Raw genomic sequence first — 25,282 nt, forward strand, 5'->3', positions numbered from 1 at the left:
AGTATTCAACATCTATTGCCAATTTCCTTTTTGTGAAAAAGAAAAACCTTATCATAATTTCTTATGACAAGGTTTTGACTTTTTCAGCGGCCTCGAAATATCTGGGGTCTTCGTTAGTCATGCTGAAGTTGTAAACTAATTTTTTCATCTCACTTTTTAACAATACAATGGTAATCAAGGTGGATAGCAAATCTGCCTGCGAAATCTGTTTACAGTTATGCCAAAACACTTCTTGCATAATCCAGGAATGCATCATAATCCTGAATCTCTTTCTCATACATATCTTTTTCCACTACTTGGTATGGCTGCTGACCATCAAGATCAAATGCAATCTTTCCTTTGTATATATAGGAGGCATTCCCGATGAATTCAACCTTATACTTTCCCGTCTCATCTCTAGAAACGATGCACTTGATCATACCACCATCATTAAAAATATGAATCTCAGAACCCAATCGTTTCTCATCTTTGCGGCAAACGATGATACTGGATGCTGTCATCCCTGTACCACAAGATTGTGTCAAACCAACGCCTCGTTCATAGGTTTTTACATAAATGCTTTGATCATCCAGGATCTTTACAAAATTTACATTGACTCCTCTAGGAAAGACTGTTTTAGTGGTGTTGGCCTTCTCTCCTACTATTCTCAGCTCTTCTTCATCGATATCATTGACAATAGAAACAACATGGGGATTGGAAATGCTTAAAGCACTAAAATCTAAGGTTTTAGACAGTTCTTCAATCTTCTGAAACAAATGCTCTTTACCTGACCCATTCATTGGTAAAGTATCCATGTCAAAGGAAACCGTTTCAATGGTAATCTGAATGGTGGCAATCCCCTGGTAAATCTCATCTGCTTTTCTCACCACATAACCAGCCTTCATGGTTTCAATTTCGACAACATCCTTGCCAACTACCTCAATTACGTACCTTCCTACACATCTCAAGCCATTGCCGCACATTTCTGGCTCTGAACCATCAGCATTGAAAATCCGCATTCTTCCATCAGCCCATTCGCTTGGAAGAACAAATAAAATACCATCGGCTCCAATAGGACCTTTACGATCACATACTTCCCGTGCAATGGCTATTCTTTGTTCCTCTGTAAAGCCATAATCATGGCTGATTTCATCGATCAATACAAAGTCATTTCCAGTACCATGACATTTTATAATTTCTATCATCATTTTAATGACCCTCCCTACAGCAATTTTATATATATTTATACCATATAATTTTATTTTTCTATTTATTCTACTTTAACATATCCCCTATAGTGATAGAAAGAATTATTTTGAAAATATAGTATATTCTCTCCAATCTCCGTTATGCTGATCTAAGCTCTTCTACCCGCTGAATGACCTTCTGAGCAGTTTTTGTTCCTCGCATCTTTAATCCTTCAAAATACACTCCTAAGTCTCCATTGAAAGGTATTTTTTCTCCAAACAGAACCATTTCCAAGGCTTGACGCACCTTATGTATAAAAAGCATTTCTTCCTGAGAAAGATGCTGGGTCAAAGCCGTCAAAGTGATGCTTAGGCTTTCGACTACTTTACCTTCTTCAAAATTCTTTTCTAGGCTTTCGGGAAAGCCCTGCCATTCTCCTATCTTTTCAAATTCTCCACTTTCTATGACTTGACGGATTAATGCCTTGGTATATCCGATGATACAGCTGCTTCCTTGGCACTTTCCACACTGACCTTCTCCCAAACAAATTTCATCAACAGCCTCTTTGATTTGATGGGTATATTCATACAAGGTGAGGGCAGCCTCTCTGAAAGGAGAAAGCTCTCCTCGCCTTCTAGCGTCTATGGCAGGCTTTAATAATAAATATACACTGATGCCTATCACTACAAAAAATCCACCTATGTATATAGGTTGAATATAAATAGGAGGTAATGTAGTATATAGCTTTGTCACGCCAAAAAACATAAAAATCGCTGCCGATACAATTTTAATCGTAAATTCTGGTATGCGATCTCCAATCTTACTTCCTACATAGATCCCTAACCCACTGGTCAAAATCATTCCTGAAACAGTTCCCATCAAAACAAATATTGGGTAGACGGCGTCTACTGATAAGGTAATGGCAGTTAGCTGCGTCTTGTCCCCAAGCTCACCAATAAAAAAAGCCATGGCAACCGTGAATACAGGCCCAAACCTACTTTTGTTATTCTCTTCCTCATCATCTTCTTTATCATTTTTCAACGTCCATAGGGCAAAACCTACAAAAGAAACCCCTGCGATAATCTGTATGGTATTGATAGGAATGATATTGGATAAATAAGAGCCCAAGGCTACTGCAATGCCATGATTTAAAAGAGATCCTAACAAAACACCTAGCAGCACTTTCTTTACCCTGTACTGGGTAGCAAAAGCCATGGCTAATATTTGTGTTTTATCCCCCATTTCTGCCATAAAGATCAAAAATAAAGAGCGAATAAATTCCTGAATCATTAGATACACCTCCTTAGTTTTAAAAACAGCAAAGGGCGACACCTTCAACTTAATAGAGCTATTATTCAATAGCCTTATTAAGCCAAAAGTCTCGCCCCTTTAGAAACACGTTCTGAAGCAAATAGGACCAGGTATTTCACCAGTATGTTGATCCTATTTATGGCATGGGCCACAGCTACTCCCTTTCAGCATTGATTTTACAAATACTACTATATCATATACCATTTCCCATTACAATATTCACCTGTAGACCTAAACTAAGAATTTTCATTCTATATTTCTACAGCTGAACACTATTTGTGGGTAAATCGATCAATGAGATACCTCCGAATAATGGCAAAGTTCTGGAATAATCGATCTCCAAAAGCAAAAATAGCCGCATAATACAGAGGCACACCCAATCGATCTCCTATATAAGCCAAGAAAGCAGCCAATATGGCATTGCCAAAAAAACCTGAGACAAATATAGCTGTATTAAATCTTTTTTCCATATGAGATCTGATGGCGCCAAATACAGAATCTAACGCCGCCAATATGGCAACCGACATATATAACGAATAAGAACTTGAATAGGTGACCGGCAAATACATACCCAGCAGTACACCTACAACTAAACCAATCAGAATGATGACCAACTTAAACACCTTCTTTTACTTCTGTCAGATAGCGATGATTTATATCCTCAGAAAATTTATCTATCTTCATGTTTAATACGGTATTGACCTCGACGTATAAACCATAAAATTCTTTTAAAATTTGGGCATAGCTATCCGGAGCTTTCAAAGCCGCCTCTAGTGTTTTAGGATCACCAATGGCCTTGATAATAAACGGTTGCGCAAAAACTTGATTATTGATTCGAATCGTATATCCGGCGCAGGTCATCTCTGAAGTGGCTAAAACTCGTTGTCCATTGATTGATATGGCCTCTGCTCCAGCTTCCTTTAGGTCATTAATCAAGTTCAAAACATCCATATCATGGACAAGAACGGTATTTGGGTCTTCCCCTTCAAACAACTCTCGAGTTCCGTCATTTAACACCAAAATAACCCCTGGTCCTTCTACATCAACAAATCCGCCTATCAGTTTTTGTTCCTCTAACTCCTGCAGCATAGCATCCTCGATATCTCCGCCCGTTTCCTTGATTATTTCATATTCCTTTACTTGATTTTTCTTGTCCAAAAGGATTCTATGAAGATTCTCAATCTCTTTTTGCTCACTCTCAATAGATACTTTGTAGTCATGAATAACTCTTAATGGCACATACTGATACTCCCCCTTCACGTTTTTTACCTGAAGGGAAACTGCAAAACCGATCAGCATGGCAAACAGCAGCACGTTAAACTTCCATCGGCTAAATTTCATCCTATCACCTCAACTACTGTCCTTTCTCCTCTATAGGCTTCGCAAAACGATATTTTATCGTACCGTTATATCCAGAGATCACAACTTCATCTTGTTTTTTTACAGATACCTGTAGACCATCCTTCTCCTTCATTTGCCAAACGATTCCGTATCTAATATTCAATGTAGCTTCCAGATCATCAGGGTTTCCGATGGCCTTTACAATAAATGGCGGTGCAGTGGGGATCGCATTAATATTAATATTATTTCCCGCCAAGCTAATCTCTGTACGAGAGATAATTCTCTGCTCATTGATTGAAATTGCTTCTGCACCGGCATCATTCAATCTATTGACCACCTCTAGCAGTCGCTCATATCGATCCATGATAACACTTCGATCCGATGGAAATTCTGGATCTGCTGGTGGATCATCAATTACCATCACGACACCTGGTCCTTTAACAGTCTTAAACCCGGAAATCACCTTATATTTTTCAATTTCGCTTCTAATCTGCTTCGCCAGTGCCGCTTGGGTCGACTCAGCCTCTTCGATTTCCTTGATTTGCTCTTCTATGGCGGTAATTTCTCCCTGGAGCCTCTGTTTTTCTTCCCTCACCTTTTTTAATTCTTCTGCCAGTTCCTTAGCTTTTTGAGTGGGTGCAGCCCCATTATAATAATTGGCCTGTACACTTCTAAATTGTAAGGTCAAAGAAAGTCCCAGCACGACACATACTACGCCAACAGCAACCTGTGCCCTCAACCTTTTCATCGTTTATCACCTACTTTATCATATTCATTCGTGCATATTGATCGATCTATTTCACCAATGGAAGCATTTCATTGCAAATGCATATGGTCTACATAAAGCATTATTTCCATTTTTTCATGTATCCTTACGTTTCAAAAAGATTTTATACATTTCTTTAAACATAAGTATTATATCATAGAAATATGGTATTTTCAGCAACCGAAATTTCCTATTATATTATTCTTTCATTACAAAACGGTTTAGACAGATTATAAGGCCGATACGTTGATCAGCCTCATAAAGATTTTCCTATTCCATATCATTCAATCTTATATTACTCTTTTGTTCCTAATCCAAAGATACTCGTTCCACCAAAGAGAAAGAAAAGAAGTACGATCCAGATGATCGTATCAAATCCAATCCCTGGAAAAATTTCTTTTTGTACGCTTTGACTTTCTACAACAGATACGGATGGTAATTGCTGGTCTTTAGCCATTTTATAATCCTCCTTATACTAAATTAGATCTAGAAAAATTTTTCCCCATCTATAAAGCTTTTTCACTAATATAATATTAAGTTGTTTTCAAATCGGTGACCCACTTCAGACTATATTACGGATTTTTTTAAGTTTTCATTATATAACGATACAATTCTCATCATGTTTTTTGTAACAAGTACCAAAAAAGCCACATATTCTAAAGTAGGCACACGATGAAAAAATGAGATTAATTTGTTAAGGAGGTTTCCATATGTCAGGCACAGTTGAAAAGAAATGCGGCTGCTCATTTAGCGGCCGAAACGATAGTTTATTGTTCTTCTTCCTACTCCTCGTTGTATTGTTTGGCGGCGGTCTCTTTGGTGGTGCAGGCTGTAACCCCTGTGGCGGTTTCTTTGGAAATGACAGCACTCTACTCTTCTTCTTCTTGCTGTTAGTAGTTTTGTTTGGCAGCGGCTTCGGCGGTTTCTTCGGTTTATAGTAACTTTTGAGCTAGGTGAATCTTTGCCTAGCCCTTTACATAAACATAACGTTTTTTTCTATGTCATAACCATCCCAGAAGCAGCGTCTATTTTTTAGATCCTGATCTTTTTTAGAAACTACTTGTCTGTAACCTTTTCGTTTTTTGGACATATTATGTTATCGCAAGAGGATAAAATCGAAAGGGGGTGTAAGTGGTGACAAAAAACGATCAAAGTGCCTATACCTTAGATCTAGTCATGATTCCCAATGACAAAATGCAAGAGTTTAATAAATTTGCAGAGCAATATGCCAATGTCCCTGACAAATACATTTGGAGGGAACTGTCTAGAGTAAAGGGTGAGGTTTCTAACGAGATATTAGCACAACACTTGAAAAACTTAGATGCTTTATCTAAAATGGAAGGTTTTGTAACAAATGATCATAGACAAAGAATTGAAATGGTAAAAAGTATACTAACAGCTGAAACGAGAACTCCTAGGCCTTCGCAGCAAGGAACAGTCGACTCAGCTCAATTCTTTGGTGGCTCCAGCTTACTTTTATGGTTCTTAATCCTTGCAGCAATATGGCGTAGACGTTTTTTCTTTGGTGGCTTTTAAGTGAATAAAACACAAAGAGCAGATCAGTTTTTGATCTGCTTTTTTTCTTTTACATCTTAAATCGTGTAATTAGTGTCTCGAGATATCTAGATTTCATTTGCTTGCTTGCCATGGCTTGTTTGATCGGTGGTAGTTTGAGAATCACTGATAAAATAGCTGCCATCGCTCTATGACTTGAAAAGGCTTGATTGTCGAAAATCAATTCCTGAAGCATGCCTCTTTCAATGGCCATCATCACAATCCGATGGGTTGAATTAACAGGGGTAATCACCCTCTCTTTTCGAGAAGCCAACCCTAAGGCCTTGGTTGGACAAGAACGAATACATACGCCGCAACCCAAGCAAATATCTTCATTGAGTTTTGCTTTCTTTTTTTCATCATGCAGGGGATGATTGGCTGACACCATGGTCATAGCTTCCACAGGACAGGTATGAGCGCACTTGCCGCAGCCGCTGCATTTCTCTTCATCAATTTTCGGTAGAAAATTGGTTGTATGGATAGGATTCAACATACCAAATCTTCTGGCAGCAATCATGGCCTCGCAGCAGCAGCCACAACAGTTGCATATAAAACTAACTTGCTCCCTCACATTTTCTCCAAATTGTACCAAGTTGTGCTCATAAGCCTGCTGTAATAATTCTAATCCTTCTGAAATTCCCACTGCCCGGGCATAACCATGCTTGATTAAGGATGCAGCCGCACCATTAAAGGTCATACAGATATCCATAGGCGCATCACAGGCTTTCCCCATGTGCTCCATTTTATGTCTGCAGTAACACATGCCGATCCCTCTATGACTTGCAGTTCGAATCACTTCGCTAGCCCGTTCATAGTCCAGAACGTGAAGGGCATTTCCATTGGATAGTACAGGTTCATGAACAAATACTCTGCCCAATTGGGTTTCCCCATGGACAAACAATCCTTTGATAAAATCTTCCTCTATATTTAGATATTGATAATACAGTTCACTCAACAATTTCTGGTCTATATCCCCCCGGGTACGCATAATAGAAAACTCAAAAAAGCCTGCCATAGGGGGTGGTAAAACATATTTTTGTACACCGTTGTAGTCCATGTCTAGAAGAATAGCTCTTCCTGCCAATTCATCCAATATTTTTTGTGCAGAAACCCTATCCATTCTCCAAATCCTACTGGCGGTTTCTACTGAGAATGGTTTAATAGGAAGTTGGGCAACAAACTGTGCTTCCTTCTCACTAAAAAGAATCTTTAGTATTTTATACAAGGTTTCTGATGGTGGTGCTCCTTGGGGAAAACGGTTCAGCCTTTCCTCCAGCTGCTTATAGGATGATTTTATGGTATGATGGGCCATAGCAATACACCTCTCAACTGTTTTTTTATTCCTTCCTAATCTTTTCATGCATTATTTTGCTATTCATTGTTTACATTTTATAACATTTCTATAGGCTGATTCCTGTCCATATCTATACGATATATTTTATGAGATGATTTTATCCCTATTTTTCATTTCATGGAATATATTTACATTATGATATAATAATATCAGTATTCCATTATTATTGCAAAGGAGAGCTTGGCATGATTTATTTATTGGCTGCCATTTTCCTCATGATACTTACACTACTTATTGGAGCCTATTATTTTTCCAACCTGGTTATCCACCCCAAAACCATGGATGATCAGGAGGTTCTACAGATCCTTGAGGAAATGCAATACTTAGATCTTAATACTGTTCAAAGCCTATCTAAAGAAGAGATTTGGCTGGATTCTCCCTTTGGATATGCCATGCGGGGTTGGTACTATTCCAATGGTTTATCTGATAAAACCATTATTTTATGTCATGGAATTACTGTAAACCTTTATCATTCTATAAAATACTTCCAAATCTTTTATCAAAGAGGTTTCAATGTTCTTCTCTACGATCATCGAAATCACGGGAAAAGCGGCGGTCGCTTTACCACACTAGGCTATTATGAAAAACAAGATCTGATAACGTGGGTAGATTGGGTATTTCAGCGGACAGGCCCCCACACCATCATAGGCATTCACGGTGAGTCCATGGGGGCTGCCACAGCCCTCCAGCATGCTGCCATTGATCACCGAACTGACTTTTATATTGCTGACTGTCCTTTCTCGGATCTCACAGCCTTGCTGCGCTTCCGCTTAAAGGCAGATTATCATCTTCCGCCTTTTCCCTGGTTGCCCATGGCCAGTCTGATCACCTATTTAAGAACCCACACCTTCTTTCGCGATGTATCACCGATTGCTACCGTCAAGGATATTGCAGCTCCTGTACTTTTTATTCACGGACTAGAAGATACTTATATTCCCTCAGAAATGAGTATGGAAATGTATCAGCAAAAAAAAGGATATAAGGACATCCTTTTGGTAGAAGGGGCAAAACATGCTAAGTCTATTGTGACTGCACCCCAGGCCTATGAGGAAAAGGTGGATGCCTTCCTAAAAGCTGTTACTTCAGAACGGATTTGACAATATCCTTTGGTTTTCTTTTTTATCTCGCAGGGACAAAATATGACCGCGGGACGAAAAAGTTCCCTATCATTTGACATAATCTTGTGTTTATCCTATTTTAGCGGGGTATATATTGTGATAATATAGAGGAATAGGATATCATACTTGTTGCAATCATCACGCTAAATTTTTCATACACAATCATTGATAGAGGGGGAATGTATCATGAAAAAGCCAACCACATTAATCATATTGGACGGTTTTGGTTTGAATGAAAGCGATTATGGAAATGCAATAAAGCAGGCAAACACACCAAATCTTGATAAATATTTCGAGCTATATCCCCAAAATATTGCTCATGCCAGTGGCCTAGATGTGGGCCTTCCTGAAGGACAGATGGGGAATTCAGAAGTTGGCCATTTAAACATTGGTGCTGGCCGTATTGTTTATCAAGAGTTGACAAGAATCACGAAGGCCATTGATGATGGGGATTTCTTTCAAAATCCTGTACTAAAAGGGGCCATTGAAAATGCAAAGAAAAACAACACCGCCCTACATCTGTGGGGATTACTGTCTGATGGGGGGGTTCACAGCCATAATACTCACCTCTATGCCCTTTTGAAACTTGCAAAAAACGCAGGACTTGATAAAGTCTACATTCATGCTTTTCTAGATGGAAGAGATGTACCCCCATCCAGCGCTTTAACCTATATTGATGAACTGGAAAAAAACATCAAAGAAATTGGTATTGGTAAAATTGCTACCGTCGCTGGTCGTTACTACGCGATGGATAGAGATAAAAGATGGGAAAGGGTGAAGCTGGCCTATGATGCCATCACTTTAGGCGTAGGTGCTCAAGCATCCTCTGCTCGAAATGCGGTAGAGCTTTCCTATGAAAAAAAAGTAGTAGATGAATTTGTTGTTCCAACCGTCATTATGGAGGGTGATCTGCCTGTTGCCACATTGAATCCCTTGGATTCTGTCATCATGTTTAACTTTAGACCTGATCGCGCCAGAGAAATCACGAGAACCTTCGTCGATCCATCCTTTATTGACTTTGAAAGACCAAAAGATTTCTTTCCATTACACTATGTATGTATGACCAATTATGATGCAACCATGCCGAATGTTCATGTGGCCTACGAGCCTCAAGTATTGACCAATACCTTTGGTGAATATATCTCAAAACTCGGCTTGAAACAGCTTCGTATTGCTGAGACAGAAAAATATGCCCATGTTACCTTCTTCTTCAACGGTGGTATCGAAACGCCCTATGAGGGAGAGACCCGAATCTTGGTTCCATCTCCAAAGGTAGCCACTTACGATCTACAGCCTGAAATGAGTGCCTATGAAGTTACAGAACGTCTTCTAGAGGAGATTCAGAAGGATATTCATGATGTGATTATCGTAAATTATGCCAATGCCGATATGGTGGGCCATACAGGTTCTATGGAGGCGGCCATAAAGGCTGTAGAAACTGTAGATGCATGTGTTAGCAAAGTCGTTGAAGCCGTTATTGCCAAGGGCGGTCAGATTCTTCTTACGGCGGATCATGGAAATTCCGATGAGATGTTGGACCCAGATGGCAATGTTATCACAGCTCACTCCACCAATCCAGTACCTTTGCTGCTCATCAACAGCACGGAAGATTGCGCCATTGATGAAGGAAAGCTTGCCGATTTAGCACCTACACTGCTCCATATGATGGGTATCCCTAAACCCGATGAAATGACAGGCCGCTCACTCTTACTTGAGCCGGCCTTCAGTGAAGAAACAGACAATATGTAAACATCAACCCCCATGGAATCAAATTCCATGGGGGTTGTGTATTTATTGGTTCGATTTTTTTACATCACTGATCATAAACTGCATATTTTTGTAGCCATTCCATTCATTGATTCTTGGAAACCCTACAACATCCACCTCTTCAGGACACTTTAATTCTTTGATATAAAAATCAGCCATTCCGAAACCAATGGCCTGAACAGGAATTTTATCCTTCCATTTACTGGATATCCCCTTTAGCTTTAAATGCTCTTGATTTTTTCCCATAGCAACACCCTGGGGAGCATTGTCCACTTTTAAATGACTCAATAAAAATTGAGGTTTCTCATTTCCCATGCCATAGGGTTCTATTCTTTCCAGCTCCATCAACAATTTTTCTGTCAGTTCGGAAGGCTTTAACTCCGCATACACCTTGATCGTCTTGACAAAAACCTCTGGAGATTCTTCTTTGATCCTCTTCGCCTGCTCGTTGAGACGCCTTCGTAATGTCTCTAATTTATCTCTTTCTATGGAAAAACCGCAGGCATTCTTATGCCCTCCAAATTTAATAAACAGATCGGAACATTTCTTTAACTCCTCATAAATATCCATACCATCAATGCTTCGACCGCTTCCCTTCATGATTCCTTCCTCATGCCCTTCTGTCACAATAAGGGTAGGCTTATAATAAAAGTCTCTGATTTTTCCTGCAATGATCCCAATGACGCCCTCATGGGTTCCCTCCGAATCCACCACCAAAAACAAATCCTCTAAATAGTTCTTCTCAACCCTGATCTTGCATAGCTCCAATCCCTTATCTTGAATGGTTTTTCTCTCATGATTACATGTGACCAAATGTCGAATCAGAGCTTCTATTTTTTTCCCATCTGTTTCCAATAGTAGTTCCACACCAGCCCTGGCATCATCAATTCTGCCGCTGGCATTAAAATGAGGTCCTAGTATAAAACCAATATGGGTAGTGGTAATATCTTTCTCTGCTAAATCCAAGACTTCTATGAGGCCTTTTAGTCCTGGCCTTGTACAATTGGTCATCTTTTTGAGACCATATTTTAAAAGAGTTCTATTTTCATCTATTAAAGGGACCACATCAGCCACGGTTGCCAAGGCAACCACATCTAGCAGATCGTTAAGATAGCTTTTCGGCGCGTCCAGCGTTTTTTGAATTCCTTGGGCTAGTTTAAAGGCAATGCCACAGCCGCATAGGAGCTTGAAAGGATAATTACAATCCCCTTGCTTCGGGTTGAGTATCAGACAATTGGGCACCGTATCCGACAGATTATGGTGGTCCGTCACAATGATCTCCATACCCAAATCCCTTGCCAACTGTACTTCCTTTACAGAAGTAGAACCACAATCCACGGTAATGATTAAATCGGCTCCTTGCTTTTTTATATCTTCAATGGCTTCACAATTTAGGCCATAGCCTTCTTCTGCCCGTAGAGGTATATAATAGTGTAGATTTGATGTAAACCGTTTTAAAAAATCCATGAGTACTGCAATGCTGGCAACCCCATCCACATCGTAATCCCCATAGATCCAAATGCTTTTTCCCTGTTGAATATGTGCCACAATCACATCTACTACTTCTCTCATATTTTTCATCAGAAATGGATCATAAGTTCTTTGAGGCTTAGGGGAAAGAAATTCTTTCATTGCCTCTACATCCGTAATTCCTTTATGTATCAATATCTTCTGAACGATGGGATGGATGTCCTTACCCATCATAGGAAAATCTCCATTGTCATCTAATATATCCCAATATGTTTCAATCATTGTATGCCTCCCATAGTTATCATGCTATCATTATATCATACTTTGAATGCTTGATTCCAAATGAAAGAGCAGCAGAATATGTCCTGCTGCTCTATTTTACCCTTTGATCAGCTTCTTCTCTTTGATTTTGTCGATCTTAGACTCAACCATACTATAAACTACAGGAATAATCACCAAGGTGAGCAGCGTGGAAACCATCAAACCGCTCATGAGGGCGATGGACATGGGCTGGAACAACTCACTTCCAGAAAACACTAGCGGTGTAAGACCAATGACGGTCGTTGTGGTACTGAGCATAATGGGTCTAAATCGCTTATCTACAGCCTCCAGACATGCTTGGATAATATCCTTCCCTGCTTTCCTCTCCTCATTGATAAAATCAATCAGTACAATGGCATTGTTTACTACAATGCCCAACAGACTTACGATACCCAATAGTCCAGTAAAAGACAAGGGTTGTCTGAATATAAACAATCCAACAATAGATCCGATGGTCGACAATGGTATGGTCAGTAAAATCACCACAGGCTGAATAAAAGAATTGAACTGAATGAGCAGAATTCCATAAACCAAGAGCAATGCAAAAATTGATGAAGTACCTATACTGCCAAAATGCTCCTGAATTTTCTCTCTTTCTCCATCAAACACCACCTGCACATTCTCCAGTTCTAACGTCTCTAGCCCTTGCTGCAATTGTCTTTGGATTTCAACCGAGCTAAATCCTGGTTTTACGTCACTATATATGGTAACAGATTTTTCTCGATCATGCTTCTTGATGTCTGGTATTTGGGGACGCAGCTCGATGTTGGCAACTTCTTTTAATAACACCTTATTCCCTGTGACAGAGGATTTGATAGCCATGTTTTCCAAGTCCTCGCTCGATTGAACATTGCTCTTTACAAGCATATCATATTCATTTCCATTATTTCTGAATATGGCAGCGGATCTACCCATCAAGGCAATATTTACTTCTTTTTGAATATCATACTTGGTCACTCCAAAAAAACTGGCTTTATCCGTATCTATATCCACATAGAATTCATACACCTTATCTGTGAAGTCATCATCAATGTTAATGGTTCCTTCGATCTTTGAAAGGTATTGATTCACTTTTCTAGTAGCTGTTTCTAGCTTTTCCATATCCTCTCCAATGATACGGACGCGTACCGGTGATCCAATGGGTTCTCCCTGTTCCAGCTGTTTTACCGTAGCAATCCCTCCTGCAATCCGTTCATCGAAAATCTCCTGCAATGCATCGGCAAACTCCGTATTCGTTTTAAACCTTTTCTCTTTTTTCAAATCCACCTTCAACATGATTTGGGCAAAATCCTGGGATTGGGTATAAACAGGCATCGTATTATAAAACTTCGGCAGTCCATCCCCGATGGCCGCAGTATAACTTACTACTTCCTTCTGATTCTTAAGAATCTGAGCAACCTGTTCTACCAAAGCTTCTGTCTTGCTAATATCTGTCCCTGATTCCGTCCGAATATCGACGTAGAGGATATTCGTATCTGCTTTAGGGAAAAACTGTAACCCTAACTGGGTAGCCAATAAAATAGCTATACCGAAAATCCCAAAAGCTGAAAGAATGGTTTTTTTCTTTTTCGACATCCCAATGTGGAGCATTCGATCAAAGAATGCCCGAATCTTATATTTTTTTTCCTTTTTTTCGCTTTTTTGAAAAAATAAATAGGCCATGGTTGGTGTCACCAAAAGGGCCACCAGATAGGAGGCTGATAAAGAAATCATAATAATCAAAGGCAGACTTCGTATATATTCCCCCGCCACTGAAGGTAACAGCAGTAATGGGATAAAAGCAGCCACCGTCGTCAATGTAGAGGTCAAAATCGGAATAGCTACTTCTTTTACACCCTCAACGCATGCTTCCATTCGCTCCACATCATTATCTATCTTCACTTGTATGGCATCACTTACTACAATGGCATTGTCCACCAGCATCCCCAGAGCAATAATCAATGCGGTTATAGATATCTGGTGAATCGATATGTCAAAGAGCCTCATGGCCACAAAAGTGGATAAAATTGATAAGGGTATGGCCATTGACACGATCAAGGCATTTCGAAAGCCCATGCCAATGAATACCACAATAATCACAAACAGGATTCCCTCAATGAGATTAATGATAAAATTGTTAACAGCTTTGCTTACATCTTTGGGCTGATAAAGAACTTGATCAAAATAAATGTCTTCTGGCAAATCTTCCTTTAATTTATTGATTGTCTTTTCTACTTCCTTACCAATGATGACAATATTTTTATTTTCTTGAAAATATCCCGTTAAGAGCACAGCATTACGATCATTTTGTTTAATTCGGTAACTGGAATCCTCTAAATCCATGTAAACTTTCGCAATATCTTTAAGCCTTACAACAGCCCCACTATCCTTTGAGCCGGTGACGATGGTATTTTCAATTTCCTTTAAATCTTCATAAGTTCCTGTAGTCGCCACATTAAACCGTGCTTCCTCATTCTTAATCTGACCCATTGGAATTTCAACATTCTGAGCCTGTAGCACCCTCACAGTATCTTCAAAGGAGAGTTGATATTGATTGATCTTTGCCACATCTACTTCGATTATTACTTCTTTTTCCTGTTTTCCGGAAATTTCAAAACGGGCAATCCCTTTGGTTTTGCTGAGCTCCTTTTTGAAATCCTCAGCGTAAGCTGCCAGTTCCTCATAAGAATAGTTCTCTCCAGACATACTGATGATGATACCAGCGGTCTCCGTCAAATTCGTATTGATCTGAATTGGATAGGCTTCATCTGGTAGTTCGCTTTGCAAATCCTCCATTTTCTGCCGTAAATCTGTCCAGGCCTTCTCAATATCCGCATCCTGAGATAGTCTCACGATTACTACAGAAACACCATTTCGAGACTGGGATTCTGCATAGTCATAACCTTTCAATTCTGCTGCCTCATCCTCAATCTTCCTAGTCACCAGTTTCTCCACTTCCTCTGGAGAAGCACCTGGGTAAACGGTCGTAACAATAGCAACGGCCGCTGTAATCTCAGGGTTTTCTTGTTTCGGTGTGATGTAATAGCTATAAAACCCTGCAATCATAATGAGCGCTGCCAAAAAAAGGGTTACTTTTCTTTCCTTGATGGCGCCATGTATTAGTCCTTTTCCCACGGTATTTTCCCCCTCTATTTCTGCACGGAAACGAGTTCCTGATCCTTCAGCTTTTTCATACCTTCTACAATAAGTTTTTCATTGGGACTCAGTCCTTCAACCCGAACATAGTTTTCCTGAACTTCCCTTAATTTGATTTTTCTTTGCTGGGCCTTCCCATCTTTCATGACAAATACATAATCTTCTCCATTGGATAGAATTGCTGAAATTGGAATCCAGATGCCTTTCACCTCACCAATCACCAATTCTACCTTCCCCACAGAGCCAATGGGCCAATTGTTCCGGGAAAGGGCAATTTCTATAGGATAAGTGAGGGTTTCTTCCTCTGGTGTTTGACCGATATTGGTTACTACTCCTTCCAACTCCTCATCATTAACACGAACCTTTGTCTTTGTTCCGATCCTAACCTTTGATAGATCCTTTGATGACATCCCTACTTTTAAAATCTTTTCATTATTTCTTATCACAATGACTGGATAGCCTGCCCCAACCATTTCACCTTCCTCATATAACACATCTACCACATAGCCATCCCCATTTGATTTGATCACAGCATCCTCAACCAAACCCAATTTATACTGATAGTCTGCAGCAGCCTGTTCCATCTGCCCCTTGACAGCTGCTTTGTCTTCTGATCTTGATCCATTCTTTGTCTTTTTTTCTATTTCCTTTGCCGCATTAAAATCAGCTTTTCTTGTATCCAGTTCTAACTTTGCTTTTTCTAGATCATTTTTAGAAATAGCACCGGCATCATAAAGTTTTTCCATTTTTTCATATTGATCCATTGTAAAATTATAAGCAGCCTCTGCTTTTTCTACGCTGGCTTCCGCCTGTTTAATATCTTCTGCCATCGCTCCATTCATCGCCTTATCATACTGAGCTTTTGCAGCATCCAACTGCCCTTGTGAAGCAGCAAGATTATACTTTAGGTCCTGCATATCCAGTTGGATTAAAGGCTGCCCTGCTTGAATCTTTTCTCCTTCTTTCACGAGAACCTTTTCAATCTTTCCTCCACTTTTGAAGGCTAGCTTCTTTAAGTCTTCTGATCCCACTATGCCTGTATAGTCTAGGACAACAGCTTTTATCTCTTCCTTTATGGCCATCACCTTCACTGGCTTTGCCTTGGGTGTCGATTCTTTATCTTCTCCTCCGATGGAACAACCAGTGGTCAAGATTAAGATTAAAATCATCCATAATACTGCAATTCTAGTTCTCATAAATATCCCCCTTATGTTGACGTGCAGTGAACACTTGTTTATTATTGCGTTAAAAAAAATTAAATAAGTCTATTTTGTATATCTTGGAAATGATAATGCATATATTGCTGTATCAAATCTTTGATCTTGCTTTCATCCTCGTAATGTTTTAGAATTGCTTTAATCCCTTCCACTTGACTTATTGCAAGTACGTGGGCCAAAAATTCATCCCGAATCACCGCGCCCTTTTCTCTCAGCGAAGGAAAGACATGACGCTTTAGCTTATTTTCGACCAAACTGATGATTTCCTCTGCAGCATGCTCAAACTTTGTACCTACACAACCATCCATTAAAATCAATAATTCTCTCCGATGTTCTCGGTTGATCATCACAATTTGATTTGCGATATATCCCATGACCTTTTGAATGTCATCGAGTCCACCCATTTCTACAAACTTTTCCTGGGTTAAATCCGTCACCTTATGATAGGCTGGACTGATTACCGCATAAAATAGATCCTCCTTATTGGCAAAATATCGATAAAGATTGCCAACGGTCATGCCGCTTTTCTCTGCGATGGACCGCATGGAAGCATCTTTAAACCCTTTTTCATAAAACTCTGCCAGGGCAGCTTGATGAATACTGTTTCTTACATCATCCTTTAATACTTGCATATAATAAACACCCATTCATTTTTATTTTTAATCATATTCTAATAGAATAGTTTTCCTTTGTCAATATGTTGAATATTTTTCTTTTTTAACAGTACTTCATGTTTAGAGCATCTGTTTTGTGGTATATAAATAATAACAAAGATCATTTGATAACAAGAGTCACATAGAATACTTTTAAGGACTGGTGATATTATGAAATATTCTAAAGCTGGCATTTTCAAAATGATCAAGATGAATAGTTATCTACAATCTACTGCTTATTCCCAAAAAACTCCTAAGGTAAATAAGAGCAACAAATCTGCTAAGCAATCATAGATCCTATTACCCCCCTTATATTTAGAATTCCAAGTGTAAGCCCCCCTTCACTTGGAATTCTTTGTTTTTTACTGTTTTGAAAGTCTTATATTCATTTCCTAGGGACAGACGACGGTGTAATCAAGAACATTACAGGCACACAGAACCTTTACTAATATAAGAAAAACAGGGCTTTATACCCTGTCTCATTCGTTATTATATGCTTCATCTATCATGCTAGGCCAGCTTTTCTTTTTGTGGGGTTAGTACATTGCTCCAACGGCCGCATTTATCTCCCCAACGGGCAACCAGCTGCCCATCCCGATGGAAGCCTACCACTTCGCACATATTTGCACAGCTTTCACATTCGAAGCTGTTTACATGGAAGCTGCTATCAGCAATATCAAATCCATAAAAATTTGTTCTTCCAGTTCTGCTTACCTCATCCTTTGCTAGCAGGCAGGCTCCGATGGCGCCCATAACATTGGCATGAGGTGGCACAACGATCTCGCATTCCAGCATTTCTTCAAAGGCTTTTCTTATGCCCACATTGGCAGCAACGCCTCCCTGAAAAATAACTGGTGATTTGATATCCTTACCCTTACCCAAGTTATTTAAATAGTTTCTTGCTAATGCTTGGCACAATCCATTAATAATGTCCTCTTGGTTATGACCCAACTGCTGCTTGTGAATCATATCTGACTCTGCAAAGACTGCACAACGTCCTGCAATCCGTACTGTTGTTTTTGACTGTAAAGCCAAGGCCCCAAATTCTTCAATAGGAATATCCAATCGCTCTGCCTGCCTGTCTAAAAATGAACCTGTCCCCGCAGCACACACGGTGTTCATGGCAAAATCATAAATAATACCATCTCTTAGGAGGATAATCTTTGAATCCTGTCCTCCTATCTCAATAATCGTCTTCACATCTGGTACACAGTGAAGGGCAGCAATGCCATGGGCAGTGATCTCATTTTTCACCACATCAGCACCTACCATAACCGATGCCAATTGTCTTCCACTACCAGTTGTTCCTACCCCTATGACTTCAACATCTTGCCTTAATTCTTCTTTTACCATCTGGAGTCCCTGCTTTAACGCCTGAATAGGCTTTCCTTGAGTTCGAATATATAATTTGTTCAATATCTTTTCCTCAGTATCCATTACTACCACATTTGTACTCACTGAACCTACATCAATTCCAAGATAACACTTCTTCTTCATTGGTCTTCTCCCTTCTTCTCCATAATAATTCTATAAATGCTTCTAGTCTCGTATGATAGCCAGCTTCACCAGTCATCTCATCCAAAACCAGCTTTAAAATAGGAAGATCTTTCTCTTCCTCGATAGACTTTAATACACTCTGGGCCACGATTTCAGGCATACAAGTAAAAGGTAAGAGATGGATAACACCGTCATAATTCTTTTCATAATATCGCACTGCATTGCCTACCGTATGACGGGCATGTCCGCCAATTTCTAAATTAATATAAGGTTCTGCCGCCCGATGGACCTCTTCTTTTTCAGAATGAATAAAGGGTAAAAAGTCTAACTGCTCCCTAATAAACTCACTGGCCACAACGGAACGATGCACCTCAACCCCCATATTTCCTAGTTTTTGAATAATATTCAAATTAATAAAGGGTTCCACCACAGTATAAATCTCGCCTACAATTCCCACTTTTAAAACCTCTCGATGGGGATCGATAGAAATATTTTTGAGTTTACCTTCTATATGGCTGATCCACTGCAGCGTTTCTGTAGAACCATTTATTTTGGCGATACCATCTTCAAATTCCTGATACAGCCTATCTGTTCTTCCAGATTCTGTTTCTCTAGCCCTAACTTGGCAAAAAATCTCGTCTAAATGGTCGATATCATTTAGAATCTTAACGGCTTTCATGAATGCAGCAAAAATCCTTCCATAGTGATTGTCCCCGGCCACCTTCTTTAGTTTTTGCAGAAAATTCTTTATCTCCATCAAACTCTTGAAGGGTTCACCACAGATCATTTCGATCTGATAGCCCAGTTCTTTTAATATCTCTTCCTGGAGCATATGATAATAACTGATCCGACAGGCATCACATCCACCCCACATAAAAAGGGTGTCTGCCCCTTGGGCGATACTTTCCATATAGTTTCCCAGGGTAATCTTAAAAGGAATACAAATCTGCTCTGGAGAATGGCGCATTCCTAATTCCAAGGTATTTTTGCTGCATTTCGGCGGTGGAATCACCGTTACACCCAAATCCTCAAATACAGCCTTCAAGGCTACATACACGTTTCCCATATGGGGAAATGAAATTTTCAAACTTCTTCCCTCCATCACCCATGCAAATACGTTATTTCAAGAATAGGTTAATCATTCTTGATTGTCATTTCTGTCCGTTGTAGAGTATTAACCTATTTTACTTAAATTATTCAGTATACTTTTCTACAGCTATTTTACTTCCTATTATCCACAAAACCTATAGCTTCATAATTTTCTACTAAAAATAAAAAAGCACACTACGTGCGCTTCGCTAGGGGAACCTAGTTCCCCTTCGACGGCTGCAAAGCAACCTGAGCACCCCTCTGACTGCGGCATGGGAATACTTCCCCTGCACCCCTGCTTTTTTATAGTATAAGAAAGTGCACTTTCTTATACTATAAAAAAGCTCCTGGATAATACCAGAAGCATTTATCATTATTATTGCTATTCAATTCCACCACCAGACAATTAAAAAAAATCATTTTTCTTCAAATAATTTGCCTTCATTTTTTCCAAACTCATCAGCCTGGTCAATCTGCTCCAACACGAAGTTTCCATTTTTTAGCTCGTTAAAAGTAATGCCATAGAATCTGCCTTCCTCTAGCAAATTCCATACATTCCTGTCTTCCACAAGGATTCTTTTATCTACCATATAGTTGCTCCCATCACCATATAGCTTTATTTTAATAAAATAATCTTTTGCATTTATGTCGTACTTATAGGTAACCAGTCCAAATGTAGATGTACTTTTGATCATTCGGTTATCGATAAAATGATTATAACTAAACCAACCCATGAGGATGACTATCATTAGTATTACCCTTTTACCTAATCTGTTTTTCAGCAGTGAACTATCGATTTCTGTCATATAGACCTCCTTCATTTTGGATAATATCTAGCACGATATACATTATATGAAATATTTATCTTCCCTCCATTTTATCGGGTTGTTTATGATATATTCCCGTATTTCATTTAATTCCTGCTCATTCCGAATAACATGTTCATAGTAAGATTTCTGCCATATATTTCTATATCCATATTTAAAACACATTCTAGTTGTCACAGACTTAAATCCCTGCATGATTTTTTGTAGGGTCGGACGACCCTGTCCGACCATTTCTGAGATAAGAACAATACCATGTATGTGATTTGGCATTAAACAGAATTCATCGGTTACTACATTAGGATATATTCTATTTATTCTATTCCAACATTCGAATACGATCTCTCCAATTTGATTCTTTTGCATAAGAGGCGGGTGGACAGGGTCGTCCACCCCTACGATTTTTCCAAACAAACTATTTCTATTCACAGTGCAAACTGTCACGAAGTAATATCCCGCCTGTCCATAGTCATAATCCTTTAACCGAATACTTTTACGTTTAGGCGACTCTTTTTTCTCCATTTTGTCCCCTCCGTTAAATCTATGTGTTTTATTCCTTCTTTCTTCAATCTCATAATAACTCTTCTCTACAATCCATATATTTCCTTTAAAAGAATAAAAAATATCTTCATCTTCACGAGCAGATAAATCTCTTTTTTATATAACATAAACACTTGACCTTCGCCTTGGGCTAAGGTTTATAATGAAAACAAATACGCCTATGGGAGTGAAAATATGGAGAAAAGATATACCATCCATGAAGTGGCTCAAATGTTTCATATCACCACAAATAAGATCAGATTCTACGAAAAGAAGGGCATCCTCCATCCCCAGCGGGATATGGAAAACAACTACAGATACTTTACTGAGGATGATCTCCTCAAGCTTCAAGCCGTTCTTGTGTATAGAATGATGAATATCCCCATTGAAGATGTAAAAGATATGATGGATCATTATGAAAGAGAAAACATCTTGAATCACTTTCATGGACAGTGGAAATGCATCAATGATGAAATCCACAGATTGCATCTGATTCAAGATTGTCTAGAAGGAATGATGGATACAGTGTATGATTGCACTGTTCTAAATGGAAACGGTTTGTCTGGGAAACTACTATCCTTTGCTCATAACATGGAAAATCTTTACCAGATAAAGAACAATTGGAAAGATCGGTGGAATTTCGATGACTGGGCACAAAGCTATGATGCGTCAGTACAAAAAAATGTTGGGAGATTGGGTATCTATAAAAATTATGAACAGGTGCTGGACACGGCGTATCATGAAGCTGTCAAGGATAAAAGTACCCATCAAAAAGTATTAGAGATCGGTGTAGGTACAGGGAATCTGGCAAAGAGATTTCTCTCATCTGGCTATGACTTGATCGGCATCGATCAATCCCGGGAGATGCTAAACGTAGCCAAGAAGAAGTTACCCCATCTTAGACTGCGGCTTGGCGAGTTTTTAAAGATTCCCTATGGAAACAATACTTTCGATCTCATTGTGTCTACTTATGCATTTCACCATTTAAGAGATGAGGAAAAAAGGATTGCTATCAATGAAATGGTTAGGGTTTTAAGGAAAAACGGCAGAATTGTCTTGGGAGATTTGATGTTTGAAAATGATATAAAAAAAGAAGAAATATATAGTACTCTTGCCCATGAAGAACTGGCTGAGATTGAGGATGAGTATTATTCAAATATCCATATGCTGCGAGAAACCTTCAGTAGATATGATATGCATCTAAGATTCATTAAGATCGATACTCTAAATTATATTGTTGTTGTCGAATCATTCTAAGCCCACGGGTATTCCTGACCCTAAATATTCCACTAAAAAAATAGTGATTTCTATAGTAAAATATAATGATATCGTCATATGAATAGATGAAAGGAGGAATATCTATGGATTTTCTATTTTTACTGATCCCATTACTCTTTTTGAACCTAAACCCAGCAGCTTGGAGAGAAAATCTGCAAAATGGAAATAGAACCAGCTTTCTAATCATCCAAGCAATTAGATTTGCCGCAGGAGTGCTATATTACCTTTTTATTGATTATTTACTTCTTGTAGATCAAACTGTCAGTGGATTTGTTGCTTATATGGCATTGCCACTAGGTATTTTATTTATTGTGGATGGCTTCCTTCTACAAGGACGAAATCTAGTTCATGGTTTTACGGGTGTCCTTGTGATCCTATTCTTTTTCGGTGCTACCTTTATCTATCCTTTCACGGTCTATAAGGATCTATACCAAATTGTTGATGCCCAAGAATCCAATGGAAAACTTGAAAATACGGATCGCAATCATATCATCGTTGTACCACTGCAATACGCCCAATACAAAGGAGAAAAACTATTAGGACAATTGAATAACTACTCTTTCTATGATATAGGAGAATATTCAATCCAGAAAATTGACAACCAGCTTTACTGGGTTGCACCAGTGGAATATGGAGGATATTTTGCTTCTAGAAAAGCACAGCATGTTGAGGCCTATCTAAAAATATCTGCTGAGGATATGAACGCTACGGCTGAATTGGCAGATGGTTTCAAGATGAAATATATCCCTTCCGCTTATTTTGGTGATCATCTTTATCGACGCGTAAGAAAGCAATATCCAAGCCTTTTACTACTGGAAGCAAGCTTTGAGCCCGATGAAAACGGGAAACCCTATTACGCTGTAAGTTATGGACACTACGAACTATATCGAAGAGGTTCCATTGTGGATGGTGTGATTTTGGTTGACCCTGAAAACGGGGAAATGAAAAAATATCCTAAAAAGGATGTCCCTGAATTTGTGGATCAAATCATACCTGCCGATGTGGCCTACCGTCACAATATTTATTATGGGGAGTATAAAGAAGGATTTATGAATCGAATTTTTACCCATAAAGGCATTCATTCTCCTACTCAATGGGATGATGGAGATGAAGTTGTGGGGATTTTCAGTACCGATGGCAGAATGCAATGGTTTACAGATCATACAACCTTGGATAATCAATCCACTTCCATGGTAGGATTCAGCATGATGGACGCTAAGACTGGAAAGCTGACCTACTATACGGGGGCTAAGGGATTCCTCAATGGCTTTGCTGCTTTGGAAGTAGTTAATAAAACCTTTGCGAAGGAAGCATGGTCAGGTGTGCAACCTGTACTATACAGTATTTATGACCAAATCACTTGGGTAGTCCCTGTCATCGATCAAAACGGCCTTTTGAGAAGAATCGCCTTAGTCCATGGGGAAACAGGGAAAATTGCCTATGGAGAAAATAAAAAAGAACTATTTGAAGTGTATAAGCTGATGTTGGCAACCAATCAAATTCAGACAAATACAATCCCCACAGATCTAGCCGTGACAAAAAATGTTCAAGGTACAGTACAACGGGTGAGTATCTTGCCAGATGGAGACATGACAGTAAAACTTCTATTGCATGGGCAAGATAAGATTTTTAATGCTAATGGTAAACTATTCCCCTATGCAGCATTTACCCAATCTGGGGATCAAGTGCTTCTGGAGTATATTGATAACGACGAGGTGGAAACAACCGTAAAGGGATTTGAAAATCTATCCCTAAAGAACTAAATTGCCTATCGGCAATTTGTTTTCGCTAGGAAACCCTAGGTTTCCTTCGACGGCTGCAAGACAGCTTCCTGAGGACCTTCCTTAATACAGCAAAGGGGAAGCCTCTCTGCACACCCCATATCTAGGAAATTGAAAACCATAATTTTCTAGATATAAATAAAGCTCAGCCATAAAAGCTGAGCTTTATTTATGAATCCTTATTTATTTGAAGAAATCTGTTTAAGTTTGCTTCTACATTATATAGAATACTACTGTTATCATACTTTTCCCATTTTTTATTGATACGATTAATTCGTCTCATCCAATATTTTTTCAAAGCTTATACTATCCTGCCATGCTCCATTTTGGTAAATATATTTATGATTTCGACCAGTGAATTGGAAGCCATTCTTGATGAGCACAATCTGAGAACCGATGTTATCAGGAGCAGTTCCCGCCTCTATCCTGTGAAGTTTATGCTGATGTATGGCTTCATGTAAGACTAAGGCCACTGCCTTTGTTGTATACCCTTTGCCAGTATACGCCTTGCCTATTCTGTATCCCAATTCAGCTTTGTTAAACATTCCTCTCACGATGGAAACAAGATTTACCCTGCCAATAATGTTATGCTCCTGATCTTTTATCAGATACATATACAAGGATCCTTCTTTTTGCTCTTTAACAATCTCCTTTTGAAGCGCCATAAAATTACCAAAGTCATAGTAACTATCTCCCCTAGAAGGAACCATGGATTCGAAGAATTCCCTGTTTTCAAGCTCAAATTGAAAAAGTGCCACTGCATCTGACTCCGTAAGAGGCTTTATCGTAATATCAGACATATTAATTCTCCTTTCAAAACATCCAATTACTCTGACACAATAAATAAAAGATGCAACATAATCAGGCGGGGAAACCCTGCCCTTACCAATGACCACGGTATTCCGTAGGGGCGTGCATTGCACGTCTGTTTTTGTTGTCTATGACCATTTTAGACGCCCAATGGGCGCCCCTAGTACTATATAGTTGTAGCATAAAGCTACAGCTTTTTTTTATTATTGAGTTTGTAGTTTGAACATTCGATGCCTATATCCGGTTAGCGTTCGTCATTTAAAACTTAATAATAAATTCCAGTCTAGAC

Annotated in this window: 22 protein-coding genes; 6 read left to right on the forward strand and 16 right to left on the reverse strand. The window is 39.1% G+C overall.

The window, feature by feature from the left end:
• Positions 1-215 precede the first annotated feature (215 nt).
• The 6 genes from dapF to HNQ80_RS24000 all read right to left on the reverse strand — a co-directional run bounded on the left by dapF (position 216) and on the right by HNQ80_RS24000 (position 5,042).
• The gene (dapF, locus tag HNQ80_RS23975; protein WP_184313487.1) at positions 216-1,187 is read right to left on the reverse strand and encodes a diaminopimelate epimerase; all 972 of its coding nucleotides are present in this window, start codon (positions 1,185-1,187) and stop codon (positions 216-218) included.
• 139 nt (positions 1,188-1,326) lie between these two features.
• Positions 1,327-2,457 carry a TMEM165/GDT1 family protein gene (locus HNQ80_RS23980; RefSeq protein ID WP_184313489.1) on the reverse strand — a complete coding sequence of 377 codons (1,131 nt, stop codon included), beginning with the start codon at positions 2,455-2,457 and terminating at the stop codon, positions 1,327-1,329.
• A gap of 293 nt (positions 2,458-2,750) precedes the next feature.
• Positions 2,751-3,101 carry a small basic family protein gene (locus HNQ80_RS23985; protein WP_330603005.1) on the reverse strand — a complete coding sequence of 117 codons (351 nt, stop codon included), beginning with the start codon at positions 3,099-3,101 and terminating at the stop codon, positions 2,751-2,753.
• A complete protein-coding gene (locus tag HNQ80_RS23990) occupies positions 3,094-3,819 on the reverse strand; it encodes a DUF881 domain-containing protein (protein ID WP_184313491.1) in 726 nt (241 codons plus the stop codon). Before HNQ80_RS23990 ends, HNQ80_RS23985 begins: the two co-directional genes overlap by 8 nt.
• A gap of 13 nt (positions 3,820-3,832) precedes the next feature.
• Positions 3,833-4,567 carry a DUF881 domain-containing protein gene (locus tag HNQ80_RS23995; protein WP_184313493.1) on the reverse strand — a complete coding sequence of 245 codons (735 nt, stop codon included), beginning with the start codon at positions 4,565-4,567 and terminating at the stop codon, positions 3,833-3,835.
• A 313-nt stretch (positions 4,568-4,880) separates the two neighbouring features.
• Complete coding sequence (locus HNQ80_RS24000; protein WP_184313495.1) at positions 4,881-5,042, reverse strand: hypothetical protein; 162 nt, start codon at positions 5,040-5,042, stop codon at positions 4,881-4,883.
• A gap of 253 nt (positions 5,043-5,295) precedes the next feature.
• Between HNQ80_RS24000 and HNQ80_RS24005 the strand changes: the two genes are divergently transcribed.
• Both HNQ80_RS24005 and HNQ80_RS24010 read left to right on the forward strand, forming a co-directional pair.
• Entirely contained in the window at positions 5,296-5,523 is a 228-nt protein-coding gene (locus HNQ80_RS24005; RefSeq protein ID WP_184313497.1) for a hypothetical protein, read from the forward strand.
• Between the two features lie 196 nt (positions 5,524-5,719).
• A complete protein-coding gene (locus HNQ80_RS24010; RefSeq protein WP_184313499.1) occupies positions 5,720-6,121 on the forward strand; it encodes a hypothetical protein in 402 nt (133 codons plus the stop codon).
• Between the two features lie 49 nt (positions 6,122-6,170).
• Here the strand turns inward: HNQ80_RS24010 and HNQ80_RS24015 are convergent, their stop codons facing one another.
• Positions 6,171-7,499, reverse strand: a complete 1,329-nt coding sequence (locus HNQ80_RS24015) for a 4Fe-4S dicluster domain-containing protein (RefSeq protein WP_330603006.1) — start codon at positions 7,497-7,499, stop codon at positions 6,171-6,173.
• A 179-nt stretch (positions 7,500-7,678) separates the two neighbouring features.
• Here HNQ80_RS24015 and HNQ80_RS24020 point away from each other — a divergent pair, with 179 nt between their 5' ends.
• Positions 7,679-8,590, forward strand: a complete 912-nt coding sequence (locus tag HNQ80_RS24020; protein ID WP_184313503.1) for an alpha/beta hydrolase — start codon at positions 7,679-7,681, stop codon at positions 8,588-8,590.
• Positions 8,591-8,797: 207 nt separating this feature from the next.
• Positions 8,798-10,360, forward strand: coding sequence for a 2,3-bisphosphoglycerate-independent phosphoglycerate mutase (gene gpmI / locus HNQ80_RS24025; protein WP_184313505.1), 1,563 nt, complete (start codon positions 8,798-8,800; stop codon positions 10,358-10,360).
• A gap of 42 nt (positions 10,361-10,402) precedes the next feature.
• Here the strand turns inward: gpmI and recJ are convergent, their stop codons facing one another.
• The 8 genes from recJ to HNQ80_RS24065 all read right to left on the reverse strand — a co-directional run bounded on the left by recJ (position 10,403) and on the right by HNQ80_RS24065 (position 21,106).
• Positions 10,403-12,130 (reverse strand): single-stranded-DNA-specific exonuclease RecJ, encoded by a 1,728-nt coding sequence (gene recJ / locus HNQ80_RS24030; RefSeq protein ID WP_184313510.1) that lies wholly within the window; start codon positions 12,128-12,130, stop codon positions 10,403-10,405.
• 96 nt (positions 12,131-12,226) lie between these two features.
• Entirely contained in the window at positions 12,227-15,283 is a 3,057-nt protein-coding gene (locus tag HNQ80_RS24035; RefSeq protein ID WP_184313512.1) for an efflux RND transporter permease subunit, read from the reverse strand.
• A gap of 14 nt (positions 15,284-15,297) precedes the next feature.
• On the reverse strand, positions 15,298-16,500 hold the full coding sequence (locus HNQ80_RS24040; RefSeq protein WP_184313514.1) for an efflux RND transporter periplasmic adaptor subunit: 1,203 nt from the start codon (positions 16,498-16,500) through the stop codon (positions 15,298-15,300).
• Between the two features lie 59 nt (positions 16,501-16,559).
• Positions 16,560-17,153, reverse strand: a complete 594-nt coding sequence (locus HNQ80_RS24045; RefSeq protein WP_184313516.1) for a TetR/AcrR family transcriptional regulator — start codon at positions 17,151-17,153, stop codon at positions 16,560-16,562.
• 531 nt (positions 17,154-17,684) lie between these two features.
• The gene (locus HNQ80_RS24050) at positions 17,685-18,671 is read right to left on the reverse strand and encodes an acyl-CoA dehydratase activase (protein WP_184313519.1); all 987 of its coding nucleotides are present in this window, start codon (positions 18,669-18,671) and stop codon (positions 17,685-17,687) included.
• The gene (locus HNQ80_RS24055) at positions 18,643-19,758 is read right to left on the reverse strand and encodes an acyl-CoA dehydratase activase-related protein (RefSeq protein WP_184313521.1); all 1,116 of its coding nucleotides are present in this window, start codon (positions 19,756-19,758) and stop codon (positions 18,643-18,645) included. The genes HNQ80_RS24050 and HNQ80_RS24055 overlap by 29 nt, the downstream gene beginning before the upstream one ends.
• 418 nt (positions 19,759-20,176) lie before the next feature.
• Complete coding sequence (locus HNQ80_RS24060) at positions 20,177-20,566, reverse strand: hypothetical protein (RefSeq protein WP_184313524.1); 390 nt, start codon at positions 20,564-20,566, stop codon at positions 20,177-20,179.
• Between the two features lie 42 nt (positions 20,567-20,608).
• A complete protein-coding gene (locus HNQ80_RS24065) occupies positions 20,609-21,106 on the reverse strand; it encodes a transposase (protein WP_184313526.1) in 498 nt (165 codons plus the stop codon).
• A gap of 213 nt (positions 21,107-21,319) precedes the next feature.
• Here HNQ80_RS24065 and HNQ80_RS24070 point away from each other — a divergent pair, with 213 nt between their 5' ends.
• Positions 21,320-22,381 carry a MerR family transcriptional regulator gene (locus tag HNQ80_RS24070; protein ID WP_184313528.1) on the forward strand — a complete coding sequence of 354 codons (1,062 nt, stop codon included), beginning with the start codon at positions 21,320-21,322 and terminating at the stop codon, positions 22,379-22,381.
• A 104-nt stretch (positions 22,382-22,485) separates the two neighbouring features.
• Entirely contained in the window at positions 22,486-24,165 is a 1,680-nt protein-coding gene (locus HNQ80_RS24075) for a hypothetical protein (RefSeq protein WP_184313530.1), read from the forward strand.
• Between the two features lie 287 nt (positions 24,166-24,452).
• Here HNQ80_RS24075 and HNQ80_RS24080 read toward each other — a convergent pair whose 3' ends face one another.
• Positions 24,453-24,983, reverse strand: a complete 531-nt coding sequence (locus HNQ80_RS24080; RefSeq protein WP_184313532.1) for a GNAT family N-acetyltransferase — start codon at positions 24,981-24,983, stop codon at positions 24,453-24,455.
• Positions 24,984-25,282 lie beyond the last annotated feature (299 nt).

It is taken from the genome of Anaerosolibacter carboniphilus (assembly GCF_014205875.1).
Lineage (GTDB): Bacteria > Bacillota > Clostridia > Peptostreptococcales > Thermotaleaceae > Anaerosolibacter > Anaerosolibacter carboniphilus.